The 14,237-nt window shown below is 37.7% G+C and carries 11 protein-coding genes; 9 read left to right on the top strand and 2 right to left on the bottom strand.

What is annotated here, in order from left to right; all coding sequences use genetic code 11:
* Positions 1–81 precede the first annotated feature (81 nt).
* From MNY28_RS02770 to nspC, 5 genes are read left to right on the top strand one after another with little or no spacing between them, the layout of a single operon-like run.
* Positions 82–804: a DUF695 domain-containing protein gene (locus tag MNY28_RS02770; protein ID WP_346388831.1), complete on the top strand. Its 723-nt coding sequence runs from the start codon at positions 82–84 to the stop codon at positions 802–804.
* Positions 797–2,626, top strand: coding sequence for an MFS transporter (locus MNY28_RS02765; RefSeq protein ID WP_346388830.1), 1,830 nt, complete (start codon positions 797–799; stop codon positions 2,624–2,626). Before MNY28_RS02770 ends, MNY28_RS02765 begins: the two co-directional genes overlap by 8 nt.
* Complete coding sequence (locus MNY28_RS02760; protein WP_151900182.1) at positions 2,613–2,978, top strand: diacylglycerol kinase; 366 nt, start codon at positions 2,613–2,615, stop codon at positions 2,976–2,978. Before MNY28_RS02765 ends, MNY28_RS02760 begins: the two co-directional genes overlap by 14 nt.
* 11 nt (positions 2,979–2,989) lie before the next feature.
* Positions 2,990–4,171, top strand: a complete 1,182-nt coding sequence (locus tag MNY28_RS02755; protein ID WP_151900183.1) for a saccharopine dehydrogenase family protein — start codon at positions 2,990–2,992, stop codon at positions 4,169–4,171.
* Between the two features lie 4 nt (positions 4,172–4,175).
* Positions 4,176–5,315, top strand: a complete 1,140-nt coding sequence (gene nspC / locus MNY28_RS02750) for a carboxynorspermidine decarboxylase (RefSeq protein ID WP_346388829.1) — start codon at positions 4,176–4,178, stop codon at positions 5,313–5,315.
* A gap of 4 nt (positions 5,316–5,319) precedes the next feature.
* Here nspC and MNY28_RS02745 read toward each other — a convergent pair whose 3' ends face one another.
* Entirely contained in the window at positions 5,320–6,276 is a 957-nt protein-coding gene (locus tag MNY28_RS02745; protein WP_346388828.1) for a hypothetical protein, read from the bottom strand.
* A 130-nt stretch (positions 6,277–6,406) separates the two neighbouring features.
* On the opposite strand from MNY28_RS02745, the gene MNY28_RS02740 reads away from it, so the two are divergent.
* The gene (locus tag MNY28_RS02740; RefSeq protein WP_151900188.1) at positions 6,407–6,961 is read left to right on the top strand and encodes a class I SAM-dependent methyltransferase; all 555 of its coding nucleotides are present in this window, start codon (positions 6,407–6,409) and stop codon (positions 6,959–6,961) included.
* Between the two features lie 34 nt (positions 6,962–6,995).
* Entirely contained in the window at positions 6,996–7,598 is a 603-nt protein-coding gene (locus MNY28_RS02735) for a 3-methyladenine DNA glycosylase (protein ID WP_346388827.1), read from the top strand.
* On the opposite strand, the gene recO is transcribed toward MNY28_RS02735, so the two are convergent.
* A complete protein-coding gene (gene recO, locus MNY28_RS02730; protein WP_151900190.1) occupies positions 7,593–8,210 on the bottom strand; it encodes a recombination protein RecO in 618 nt (205 codons plus the stop codon). The two genes, MNY28_RS02735 and recO, sit on opposite strands and share 6 nt — an antisense overlap.
* Positions 8,211–8,388: 178 nt before the next feature.
* On the opposite strand from recO, the gene gltB reads away from it, so the two are divergent.
* Both gltB and MNY28_RS02720 read left to right on the top strand, forming a co-directional pair.
* Positions 8,389–12,828, top strand: coding sequence for a glutamate synthase large subunit (gene gltB / locus MNY28_RS02725; protein ID WP_346388826.1), 4,440 nt, complete (start codon positions 8,389–8,391; stop codon positions 12,826–12,828).
* A gap of 1 nt (position 12,829) precedes the next feature.
* Positions 12,830–14,215, top strand: a complete 1,386-nt coding sequence (locus tag MNY28_RS02720) for a glutamate synthase subunit beta (RefSeq protein ID WP_151900191.1) — start codon at positions 12,830–12,832, stop codon at positions 14,213–14,215.
* Positions 14,216–14,237 lie beyond the last annotated feature (22 nt).

Below are 14,237 nucleotides of genomic sequence, written 5' to 3'. Positions count from 1 at the left end.
AATATTCTTAATTTTAATAATTATTATCGATATTAAAGAATAATCTTTGATATAATAAAGAAAAAAAAAGATTGAGAGTTTATGAGAGAAATATTTTTAAGAAATGAAGACGGTAATCAAGTGTCGATAGAAGTAGATTTAAATGCTTATGCATATAGTAACAAGTACGGATGGCTGCTTAGTGTATTTATAAAGTTTGATGCTCTTGATGAAAGCGCAGAGGGCTTTGAAGAGTTTTTGGATGTAAAAGAATCTTTGATTATAACTCTTGAACATGAAGACAAAGCAAAGTACGTCGGTTCAAGAGTTGTAGATGGATGGAGTGAGCTCTATTTTTACGCGGCTGACTCAAAAGGCTTGGATGCTGCAGTGGCAAATATGCTAAAACCAGCTCATTATATTTATGAAAGCAATGTAGTCCGTGATACAAAATGGGATTTTCATTATAAAAACCTTGCTCCGAATGATTTGGAACTGTGTCATATAGAAAGCGAAAAAATTATTTTTTTACTCAAAGAAGAAGGCGATAATTTAGAAATTCCAAGAGCAGTGGAACATTATGTTTCATTTACAACACCTACACAAAAGAATAAATTTTTAAACTCTTTATCTCTTGAAGGTTTCAGTTTCAAAGATGAGATAAGCAGTGAAGAGTTTGAAAACGGTGTAGCTTTACTCAAAATACATGCTGTGACAAGAGAGGAAGTAAAAAAAGTTGTCAATGAACTTTTTGAAGCAATAAAAAAAGAGCAGGGCTATTATGAAGGATGGAGTACGCTTTTAGCACAAGAAGAAAATGTTTAAAATAGCAGGTGTTATCAATTATCTTGCAGTGGTTTTTCTGAATGCTTTTACAGATCTCGGGCATAAAATCATTATACAAAACACGATATTCAAGGTTTATGACGGAAGTACACAAATTGTCTTGACGGCAATCGTTAATGCCTTGGTTTTACTTCCTTTTATTTTGATTTTTTCTCCTTCGGGTTTCTTGGCAGACAGATTTGCCAAAAACAAAATTATGGAGTATGCTGCTCTTTTTGCGGTGATTATTACCCTTGGTATTACCTATGCCTATTATCATGGGTATTTTGTTTTTGCTTTTATTTTAACCTTTTTGCTTGCGATGCAGAGTGCAATTTACGGCCCGGCGAAATACGGATATATAAAAGAGTTGGTTGGCATAAAGTTTCTCAGCAGTGCCAACAGTGCTGTTCAGGCAGTAACAACCGTTGCAATTCTCGGCGGTATTATTTTTTATACGGTTTTGTTTGAGGGAATGTACAGGGATACTTTGGTAACAGAGTCCCAAATTTTGCAAACTGTTGCGCCTCTGGGCTGGCTTTTGGTGATCGGTTCGATAATTGAGTGGTTTTTAGCCTCAAAACTGCCAAATAAAATGATAGAAGCGAGCAAACGGGATTTTCGCTTAAAAAAGTATGTGAGCGGTGTCTATTTGTTCAGAAACATTAAAACAGTCAGAAGAAACAGAGAAATCTTTGATGCGATTATCGCACTCAGTCTTTTCTGGTCAATATCACAGGTTGTTTTGGCTGTATTTGGCGAATATGCAAAAGATGAGCTACATGTAACCAACACTATTTATGTGCAAGGTGTGATGGCACTTGCAGGTATAGGCATTGTTGTCGGATCAGTTATGGTTGCAAAACTCTCAAGATTTTATATCAATGTCGGTTTGGCGGGGATAGGGGCAACCATTATAACGCTTATTGTTTTGAGTGTGCCGTTTTTGCATTCTATGACATTCATTGCAATTATGTTTACACTCTTTGGTATTTTTGCGGCATTTATTTTGGTACCGTTAAATGCAAGAATTCAGTATCTGGCTTCACGTGTACATCTTGGAATTATTTTGGCAGCAAATAATTTTATACAAAACATATTTATGTTTACTTTTTTATTGTTGACAACGGTATTCGCATATTTCGGGATGAATGCTGAACTGCTTTTTTATTTTATGGGGATGATAGGCATTTATCTGATACGTAATTTATATAAAAGATATGTAGTAGAGATGTTTTTTTCACTTATGGGTCTTATTGCGGCATTGCGGCATAAATATATTTACATAGGATTAGAAAATATCCCGGAGGACAAAGCTGTTTTATTACTGGGAAATCATGTCAGCTGGCTTGACTGGATTTTATTGCAGTTGCCTATAGCAAGACGAATAAATTATATGATGGACAAAGATATTTATAACTGGAAATTTTTTCACGCTGTTTTTAAAAAGGGGGAAGCAATCCCTCTTTCGCCAAGAGCATTCAAAGATGCAATGAAAGAGGCACATAAAAGATTAAAAAAAGGCAGCATTGTCGCTTTGTTTCCCGAAGGCGAAATATCACAGGACGGAAATATACATGAGTTTAAGAGAGGGTATGAGCTGATTCCAAAAGATTATGAGGGTGTTATTGTTCCTTTTTATATAGATAAAGGTATATTTGGCAGTTCTTTTGCAAAATATAGGCCAAAAGGTGCCAAAAGGAATATTTTTAAGCGCAGAGTAGTTAAAATCTATTTTGGAAATCCTCTGCCGATTGATACAAAAGCAAAAGAGTTACGGGATATAATTTTACAAATGAGAGAAAAATATGAAGCTGAATAAACCAAAACATAATCTTTATAAAAATGGTATGTATGCAGTAGAGGGTTTTATAGATATAGTGAAAAATGAAACATCATTTAAGTGGCAGCTTTTTATGCTTGCGGTGATGGGTATTGTTGCCTGGAGTTTGCCGGTAGGTTTTGTACACTCAAGTATCCTTTTTATTTCACTGTTTATACCTGTTTTGGCAGAAGTTGCAAACAGTGCCATTGAAAGAGTTGTGGATTTGGTGACTAACGAGTATCATATTTTGGCAAAACAGGCAAAAGATGCCGGTGCGACTTTAGTTTTGTTAAGCTTATTGGTTACACTTTTGATATGGATTTTTACATTAGCTGACGCTTTAGTATAGGGAGAATTATAATGAATACAACGTTAATAATAGGTGCGGGCGGCGTAAGCCGTGTAGTTGTGCATAAATGTGTACAGAATGCAGAGGTATTTGGAAAAATAGTACTTGCAAGCAGAACAAAATCAAAATGCGATGATATTAAATCAGAACTGCCAGATGCAGATATAGAAACCTATGCGCTTGATGCCGACAATACGCAGGAGATAGCAGATTTGATAAATAAAGTGCAGGCGGATATTGTTATCAATGTGGCACTCCCTTACCAGGACCTAACAATTATGGACGCCTGTATTGCAACAAAAACAGATTATTTGGACACTGCAAACTATGAACATCCCGATGAGGCAAAATTTGAGTATAAACTGCAATGGGAAAAAGACGAAGCCTTCAAAGAAGCAGGTATTATGGGTTTGCTTGGCAGCGGTTTTGACCCGGGTGTGACAAATGTTTTTTGTGCCTATGCGCAAAAACACTATTTTGACGAAATTCATACTATTGATATTCTTGATTGCAATGCAGGTGATCACGGCTATCCTTTTGCAACAAACTTCAATCCTGAGATCAATCTTCGTGAAGTTTCTGCAAACGGGCGATACTGGGAAAACGGCAAATGGATAGAAACAGAGCCGATGGAGATAAAAATGGTCTGGGATTATCCTGAAATCGGACCTAAAGATTCTTATTTGCTTTATCATGAAGAGATGGAATCCCTTGTCAAGCATATAAAAGGGCTTAAGCGTATTCGGTTTTTTATGACCTTTGGCGAGAGTTATCTTACGCATATGAAGTGTCTTGAAAATGTAGGCATGCTGGGAATTGAGCCGATTGAGCATCAGGGGCAACAAATTGTTCCGATAGAGTTTTTAAAAACACTGCTCCCTGATCCGGCTTCTCTTGGTCCCCGTACAAAAGGAAAAACAAATATCGGTATCGTGGCAGAGGGCATAAAAGACGGCAAAAAGAAAAAAATCTATATTTATCAGGTAAGTGATCATGAAGCATGCTATAAAGAGGTGAACTCTCAGGCTGTCTCTTATACGACGGGAGTTCCTGCGATGATAGGTGCAAAGTTGATGCTTGAAAAAGTCTGGTACAAAACAGGGGTGCATAATATGGAAGAGTTTGATCCTGATCCGTTTATGGAAGAGCTCAATAAACAGGGATTGCCTTGGAAGATTCAAGAACTAGACTAAACAAATGAATCCAATTAAAACACCGTGTTATATATGCGAGGAAATCCTTTTAGAAAAGAATCTGCAAACTTTAGCGTATGTGCAAGAACAAAGCGGTGCCAAAATTATTTTGGCACTCAAGGGCTTTGCAATGTGGAGCACTTTTGAACTGGTGGCAAAATATTTAAAAGGCTGTACAGCCAGTGGTCTGTATGAGGCAAAACTTGCCCGTGAAGAATTTTGCAAATACAACCCGGATGCAGAAGTGCATACTTATTCTCCGGCATATAAAGATGATGAGATTGAAGAAATAACCAAAATATCTGATCATATAGTCTTTAATTCTCCAAATCAATTGGAAAAATATATTTGGAAAGTCAAAGAAATCAATGAAAATATTCATGTTTCTTTGAGAATAAACCCTGAAGTCTCTTCTTCTCCGGTCGATATATACAACCCCTGCGGTTTGTACAGCAGACTGGGAACAACTCTGCAGAATTTTGATGAAAAACTGCTTGAAAAGATAGACGGACTCAATTTTCATGCGCTTTGTGAGCAAAATGCAGATGCGCTTGAACAGGTTTTAGCGGCTTTTGAAGATAAATTCGGAAGATATTTGAAAAATTTGCAATATATTAATTTTGGCGGAGGACATCACATAACCAAAAAAGGCTATGATATAGAGAAACTTGTTTGGATAATCAAAGAATTTCGTGAAAAATATAATATTGATGTCTATTTGGAACCCGGAGAGGCCGTCGGTTGGGAAACAGGCTATCTGGAGTCCACTGTTTTGGATGTTTTTCAAAACGGTATGAATATAGCCATTTTGGATACATCAGCAGAAGCACATATGCCTGATACACTGGCAATGCCGTATCGTGCCCAAGTAAGAAATGCAGGCATGGCAAATGAAAAAAAATATACCTACCGTTTAGGCGGAAACACCTGTCTTGCGGGTGACATCATGGGGGATTACTCTTTTGATACACCTTTGCATGTAGGAGATACTGTTATATTTGAAGATCAAATTCATTATACTTTTGTCAAAAATACCACCTTTAATGGTGTGAAACTTCCTTCTTTGGCGATAAAGCGCAAAAACGGAACAATTGAACTTGTAAAAGAGTTTGGATATGAAGATTACAAAAACAGACTTTCATGAACTTTTAGTCAAAATCGCCAAAATAAAGATTTATTAAAAATGCAATTGCATAATTTGCTTTGTAACTGTTTTCCTTGTGAAAGTTTACAGAGGGACTGATCTGATAAAAAAACCATTTTTTCCATATGTTTTTTCTAAAAGTCAAAACTGTAGCATAATTATTTATACCGCTGTACTTTTTAGAAGACTGTTCTGTTGTATATTCTGTATTGCCGGAAAATATTTCAGATATACTTAGGATGTTTTTTTTGTTAAAGTTCCAATAGTATTGTGCCGAGATATCATAGTCCATTCCCTTTACCTTTGTTTTTGTTTCTCTGTGTAAGGTGAGCCTTAACAGTGATCTGTCTGTAAGTGTATTGTCGAAATAGATGAAAGTTCTTTCTGTAAAACTCTCTTTACTCGAATACTCAAAAATCTGCATAGGTTCGATTTTCCAGTTTTTTGCAATAAAAACTTTATAATATCGTGCTCTGATAAACGGATAAAAGCCTCTGATTCCAATGGAATACCTGCTTTGGATCTCGTAACTGTCTGATCTGAAATAGTTGAGACCAAGTTCTGTGGCAGCATTTTTGTCTATTATGTTTTTGTTTTCATTGATGCCTGAGATAAAAAGATTAAGCTTCTGATTTGTTCTTTTGAGGGCAATGTTGGCATTTATGTTCAGGGTACTTTTTTCTTGGTATTTTGACTGAAATTGTGTATTTAGATTTACACTGACAAATGATTTTTCTGTTTCATTGAAATATTTTTCATTTTTAAAAAAATCATCATAGCTATTTTGTGCTTTTTTTCCTGTGAACAGTTTGCTGATCGTCTGATCAAGGGTGTCTGAATAGCCTGTGACTTTGTCAGAAATTATTTTATGCGCAGTATCAAGATACGATGAATTTGTATCTGTGGATTCGGCACGGAGCACACAAAGTAAGAAAACAAATAAAAATAAAAAAAATTTCATACTAAAGCTTCCTGAAAATAATATATGTTTGTTTTATCGGTTCAAGGTGTATACAAAAAAATTTCAATATAATAGCATATAAAGTTTATGCTGAGTAACTCCGAAACTCTTAAGATAAGAAAGGTTGAGAATGATAGAAGATAAAGAACGTTGGAATATTCGCCATGTAGAGAAGCCGATGCGAAAAAATGTAGAACCGATAGTTGAAAAGTATATAGATTGTGCAGCAGGAGACAGAGCCTTGGATATTGCCTGCGGAATTGGCAGAAATACGCACTTTTTAGCAGAAAAAGGTTTTGAAGTTGATGCTGTGGATTTTAGTGATTATGCACTTTCTCAGATAAAAGATGATGAGAAAATAAATAAAATAGAAGCTGACCTGGACAGTTATAATTTAGAGAAAAATACGTACGATCTCATTATCAATATTAACTATTTGAGCAGAAGGTTGTTGCCGCAGATCAAAGAAGCTCTCAAGCCGAACGGCCTGTTGATTTTTGAAACTTTTATTGTGGCACACGGCGATTTTAATCAGCCGGCAAACCCTGAATACCTTTTGCGTACAAATGAATTGCTGCATGCTTTTATCGGGCTTGATATTATCTACTATGAAGAAAAAGACGAAGTGAATCTGCGAGGCGAAGATACCCGTGTAGCCTCTCTTGTAGCAAGAAAGAGATGTTAGGTTTTTAGAAGTACCCATTTAGATAAAGGTTTACATGTACACAAATTCTCTGCAGATATATGATTTTTTAGAAGCAAAAAACCTGTTGCAGTATTCGCCGAAATTGTGGTGGCCCAATGCGGGAACCTTTGAAGTTGTTGCAGGTGCTGTATTGACGCAAAACACAACATGGAAAAATGTTGAAAAGTCTTTAAAGAATTTAGACATGTTTTTGGATTTGAACAGTTTTGCCGCTTTGGATGCAGACGTCTTAAAAGAGAAGATTCGTCCAAGCGGATTCTATAACCAAAAAGCACCAAGGCTTTTGCAGCTTGCAAAAAACATTCAAAATGAATTTGGTGATTTTGCATCTTTTCAAAAAGAGGTAAGCAGAGAGTGGCTTTTGCTGCAAAAAGGCATCGGACAGGAGAGTGCGGACGCTATTCTCTGTTATGCCTGTTTTAGAGATGAGATGGTTGTAGACAGTTATACAAAAAGGCTGTTAAAGAGTTTTGACATAGAGTTTAAAAATTATATGCAGTATAAAGAATTTTTGGAATCAGGCATAAAAGAGGCCTTTACATGTAAAGATTTAAACCTTATATATGCCCGATATCATGGCATGATAGTAGAATACAACAAAATATGTAAATTATAAACCTTCAAGCAGAACATTCCAGAGCCGATTTACTTCCTGGTTGCCTAAAAAAAGAGAAGATTTGTTTTCAAAGAGTTCTTTTAGCCCTTTTTTGTTGATTGCCAGCGTATGCGAACACTGTTCATGCGTTGGAAGATATGCACGTAAAAGAGAGACATCCCCATCAATTTTTTTGGAACATAAAAAACAGTGCATATCTTTATGCAGCCGTCCTTCATGCTCCAAAAGTTTGGTATAGGCTTCAATAGCTACGCGTTTGGGGTTTTGTCTGTTCCAGTTTTGTGAAGCTTCCTCAATTAAATCAAAATAAAAAGAACCAATATCTTCAGAGTCTTTCAAGTGCTTATAGAAAAGCCCTAAAAAATCCTGCCATAATCGCAAAAGATTATAATCATTTATCCAGCTGTATCCAATGTGTATAACATCTTTAAGTCTTGATATAGTGGATTTTGCCGAGTTTTCGACTTCATAATCAATTTTAAAACCTATATTTATCACACCGTGACGTGCACCGTAGAATCTGTAAAGGGTATCTAAGCTGTTTTGAGATAAAATATTTACTATTAAATCTTCGTCTTTGACGCGATTTAAATTAATGATAAAACCTTGCACCTAATTGCTTCCTATATACACACTTTTTAATTTTTTTTAAAATATTTTACACTTATTATGCTTATTTAAACCAAAAGAAAGTATAATTTACATGCTTTGTCTAAATAGACTAAGTTTCTTTAAAAAGAGATTAAATTTATATGTTTTGCATATAAAATTTACAAATTTGGGAGTTGAAATGGTTGAACATCATGATTTATTAAGATCATTTAAGGATAATTGCGGTTTTGGTCTTGTCGCCAACATCAAAAACAAACCTTCACACAAAGTGCTCAATGATGCAGTGACTGCGCTTGAACGCATGATGCACCGTGGTGCTGTTGCTGCAGATGGAAAAACGGGGGACGGAAGCGGTTTACTGCTTTCCATGCCGACTGATTTTCTTAAAAATGAAGCAAAAGAAAAAGGTATAGAATTACCGTCTCAGTTTGCAGTAGCTGTAGTTTTTACCAAAGAGAAAAAGCATTTGCAGACACTGGAATCTATTTGTAACAACAATGATTTAAAAGTGGTTTTATACCGTGATGTTCCAATTGACACCAATGCACTAGGAGACCAGGCACTGGCTTCACTGCCTCACATCGTACAGCTTTTCATTGTTCCTAATTCAATCATGGCCACAAACAGATTTGATGCACTTTTATATCTTTCACGCAAAGAAGCAGAACATGAAATGATTTCTGAAAGAGATTTCTATATAGCATCTATGAGTTCTAAAGTGCTATCGTATAAAGGGCTTGTTATGCCTACGCATATCAAAGAATTTTACAAAGATCTGCAGAATGAAAATTTTAAAATCTCTTTTTCACTTTTTCATCAAAGATTTTCAACAAATACACTCCCTGAATGGCGTCTTGCACAGCCGTTTCGTGCTGTAGCGCATAATGGAGAAATCAACTCTGTTGAAGCCAACCGCATTAATGTGGCTATAAAATCTGAATCAATAAAAAGCGAAGTATTCAGCGACGAAGAAATTAAAAGACTGCTTCCTATCCTGCAGCCCGGTGCTTCTGACAGTGCTTCAGCCGATAACTTTTTTGAATTTTTAATTGTAAACGGTATGGACTTTTTCAAAGCTGTCCGTGCAGTGATTCCTCCGGCATGGCAGAACGCACCGCATATGGATCCTGAATTACGAGCTTTTTATGAATATCATTCAACTGTATTTGAAGCATGGGACGGTCCGGCTGCATTTTCAGTAACAGACGGACGATATATAGGCTGTGTACTTGACAGAAACGGTTTGCGTCCATCAAAATACATCGTAACAAAAGATGACAACCTTCTGATAGCTTCCGAGTACGGTGTTGTAGATATTCCCGAAGAAGAGATCAAAGAGCGTGGACGTCTGCAGTCAGGGGAAATGATAGGACTTGATCTGAAATTTGGCAAGCTTCTGAAGAGTCAGGAAATTGATGATTATTTAAAAGGTTCCAATCCGTATATGAAGTGGCTGAATGAACATATGATTTATTTGCAGGAACATGTGGAAGAGCAGTATGTTGTATGCAGAGAAGTTGATGAGGCAGATTTGATTGCCAAACAAAGATATTTTAATGTTACGCAGGAAGTTATTGAACAGGTAATCGAACCAATGGTAAAAGAGGCAAAAGAAGCCGTGGGTTCTATGGGTGATGACACACCTCTTGCAGCTTTTTCTAAAAAACAGCGTAATTTTACTGATTTTTTCAAGCAAAAATTTGCACAGGTTACCAATCCGCCAATTGATCCTATTCGTGAAAAAGTTGTAATGAGCTTAAATACCGGTTTTGGTGAAGTGCATAATATTCTGGATGAAATTCCGTCACATGCGCACAGGCTGAAGTCTATTTCTCCGATAATAACGACTGAAAAGTTGGAAGTGCTCAAGTCTTTTGGCAATGATTCCTCTCCAAGATATCAGGAATTTTATAAAAATGCCACATTTTCAACCACCTATACAAGCGATTTGAAAGCCTCTTTGGAAGCATTGGTTCAAAAAGTCATAGCATCGGTTAAAAATGAAGGAACACGCATTGTCATTTTGGATGACAGCGGATTTGACAAGGACAACAAAGTTATTCCGATGGCAATGGCCATAGGCCGTTTGAACTTCGCTTTACTGAACGAAAAGATTCGTCATTTGGTTTCTATTATCGCTACAACGGGAGAAGTCATTGATTCGCACAGTGCTGCAGTACTCCTTGGATATGGTGCTTCGGCAATCCATCCTTATGTATTGTTCGCAACAGTGGCAAACCAGCTTGAAAAATCAAAAGCGTTAAATATGACATTTTCTGAAGCCTATAAATCTGTACACACTGCACTCAACAGCGGACTCTTGAAAATTATGTCCAAAATGGGAATTGCAACAATTGCCTCTTACAGAAATTCCGGTCTTTTTGATGTAATGGGACTGGATAAAACCATAGTAAAAGAGTGTTTTGCAACATCGCATTGTACGCTCAGCGGACTTACCTATGAAGATATAGACGAAAGACTGCAAAAAGCCCATAAAGATGCTTTTAAAACAAACGGTTTTAACAAAATATTTCCTTTGAATATCGGTGGCTACTATAAGTTTTATACAAATCAGGAACATCATGATTTCGGTCCTGCTGTCATTCATGCAATTCATGCTGTTTCCAAGCACCCTACACAGGAAAACTTTGATACACTGAAAAATCTTGTAAACAAGCGCGGATTAAAATTTATTCGTGATTTCTTTGACTTGAAATCAGACAGAAAACCGATTGATATATCAGAAGTTGAACCGAAAGAAGCGATTTTCAAACGTTTTGCATCCGCTGCTATGAGTCTCGGTTCCATTTCTCCTGAAGCCCATGAAACAATTGCCATTGCAATGAACAGAATCGGAGCACAGTCAAACTCAGGAGAAGGCGGAGAGGACAAAGCAAGATACAACACAGAGAGAGTTTCCAAAATCAAACAGGTCGCCTCAGGCCGTTTTGGTGTTACTCCGGCGTATCTGAGAAGTGCAGAGGAGATTCAGATTAAAGTTGCACAGGGTGCAAAACCGGGTGAAGGCGGACAGCTTCCGGGGCATAAAGTGACTGCCCTTATCGGAAAGCTTCGTCATACTGTTCCCGGCGTGACACTCATATCACCGCCGCCGCACCATGATATTTATTCTATTGAAGATTTGGCACAGTTGATTTTTGATTTGAAGCAGGTCAATCCTGCGGCAAGAATCGCTGTCAAGCTTGTATCTACTGTCGGAGTAGGCACCATTGCTGCGGGTGTGGCAAAAGCCTATGCTGATAAAATTATTATTTCAGGAGGAGACGGCGGTACCGGTGCCGCTCCACTGACCTCTATCAAATTTGCAGGGAATCCTTGGGAACTCGGATTGTCTGAAGCACATAATGCGCTTAAGGCAAATAATCTGCGTGGACTTGTAGAATTGCAGACAGACGGTGGGCTAAAAACAGGACTTGATGTTGTTAAAGCTGCTTTACTGGGTGCGGAGTCTTTTGCTTTCGGTACAGGTGTTTTGACTATTGTAGGCTGTAAGATGCTTCGTATCTGTCATGTTAATAAATGTTCTGTAGGTATTGCAACACAAAACGAAAAACTTCGTGAAGAGTTCTTTAAAGGACATGTTGATCAGGTAATCAATTATTTTACATATTTGGCCGAAGATATCAGAGCCATTATGGCAGAACTTGGGTACAGAACCATGGAGGAAATGATAGGCCGTGTGGACCTGCTGAGTGTCAAAGACGATGAATTTGCCAAGAAATTTGATTTCTCGGCAATCCTGCACAGAGAAGAGGGTGTCAATACGCATCAACAGCCGTTTAATCCGCCTTTTGATGATAACAAATTTGAAAAAGATGTTCTCAAAGAGGCGATGAATGCGATTAAACATCCTGAATACCCGATACGCATCAAAAGAGAAATCCAAAATATCCACAGAAGTTTTGGTGCTTTGATATCCGGAGAAATTGCGAAATACTACGGGGATGAAGGACTGAAGCCGGATACAATCAAAATGAATCTCAGCGGTGTAGCCGGACAGGCACTCGGTGCGTTTTTAATTCCGGGTGTTTCGATTTATCTTGACGGCGTTGCAAATGATTATATAGGCAAAGGTATGCACGGAGGAAAAATCATTATTACTTCCAAAAATGAGGGTGAAGAATTTTCAGCAGGCGGTAACACCTGTCTTTATGGTGCTACCGGCGGAAAACTTTATATTTCAGGCAGTGTCGGAGAGCGTTTTGCAGTACGTAATTCCGGAGCCTTTGCTATTGTTGAGGGGACCGGAGACAATGCCTGTGAATATATGACAGGCGGTGTTGTTGTCATTCTGGGACGTACCGGTATTAATTTTGGTGCAGGAATGACAGGAGGCGTGAGCTTTGTCTATGATGAAGATCATGATTTTATTGAAAATGTAAACAGTGAACTTGTGGAAGCTGTAAGAATTGATACAGATGAGGGAGATGAAGCACGACATTACCTCAAACGCCTGCTCAAAGATTATGTAGTAGAAACAAAGAGCAAAAAAGCTGAAGATTTACTGGAAAACTTTAGAGTGGAAGTACGAAACTTCTGGCTGGTAAAACCTAAAAATTTAACAAAATTACCTCTTAATCTAGAGAACGGAGACTAAAATGCGCGAATACCTAAAAACTGAGAGAATTGACCCGGCAAAAAGACTGGTTGTTGACAGAACAAAAGATTTTGGTGAAATTTACGAAGTCTTTGATAAAGATGAGGCAGCAACACAGAGTGACAGATGTATTCAGTGCGGCGATCCGTTTTGTTTAAACAAATGTCCTTTGCACAATTATATTCCTCAATGGCTCAAATCTATTGCCGAAAAAGATTTGGAATTTGCTTTTAAACTCTCCAATGAACCTTCTCCTTTCCCTGAAGTCATGGGAAGAGTATGTCCGCATGACAGACTCTGTGAAGGGGATTGTACATTAAATGACGGGCACGGGGCGATTACCATCGGTTCTGTTGAAACACACATTACTGAAGCAGGATTTAAAGCAGGATATACACCGGATTTTCCTGGAATAACAACAGATAAAAAAGTGGCTGTTATCGGAAGCGGTCCAGCAGGACTCTCTGCTGCTACCTATCTTTTGCGTTCAGGCATTGCTGTAACCATGTATGAAAAAAGTGACCGTGCAGGCGGTCTTTTGACATACGGTATTCCAAATTTCAAACTCGATAAAAAAGTAGTTGAGAGACGTGTGAAACTTTTGGAAGAGGCCGGATTGACACTTGTGCTCAACAGTGAAGTGGGACGTGATATAGAGTTTGAAACTATTGCAAACGAACATGATGCAATGTTTATAGGCGTTGGTGCAACAAAAGCAAAAAGTGCGGGTATCGCAGGTGAAAATGCACCAAATGTCTACAAGGCAATGGATTATCTTACAAACATACAAAGAAAGAATTTTAAACAGCCGTATGATAAAAAATTTGATTTTAAAGATTTAAATGTTGTGGTCATCGGTGGAGGTGATACGGCGATGGATTGTTTAAGAACTGCAAAACGTGAAGGTGCAAAATCTGTTACATGTTTGTATCGCAGAGATGAAAAAAACATGCCGGGCAGTAAAAAAGAGTATAAAAATGCGATGGAAGAGGGTGTTGATTTTACATTTCTTGTAGCACCCAAAGAGATAATATTAAATGAGGAAGGACGTGCAGTGGCGGTAGAAGTTGTAAAAACAACTCTGGGTGCCAAAGATGCTTCAGGCCGTCAACGCATGGAAGAGGTAAAGGGTTCACAATTCAGAGTGAATGCAGATGTGGTTATAATGTCACTTGGATTTGATCCTGTTGTGCCGTCGTTTTTAGCTGAAAACGGCATAGAGACAAATTCATGGGGTGGGATTATTGTGAATGAAGAGACATACGAAACAACAACACCCGGTATATATGCCGGAGGCGATTGTTTTCGTGGTGCCGATTTAGTTGTAACTGCGGCTTTTGACGGTCGTGAGGCAGCAAGAAGCATTATAGACTCTTTGTTGCAATAAATTCAAGCAGATTTACTTGTTT

It is taken from the genome of Sulfurimonas sp. NWX367 (assembly GCF_039667065.1).
GTDB lineage: Bacteria > Campylobacterota > Campylobacteria > Campylobacterales > Sulfurimonadaceae > Sulfurimonas > Sulfurimonas hydrogeniphila.
This window is presented reverse-complemented; position numbering and strand designations above follow the sequence as displayed.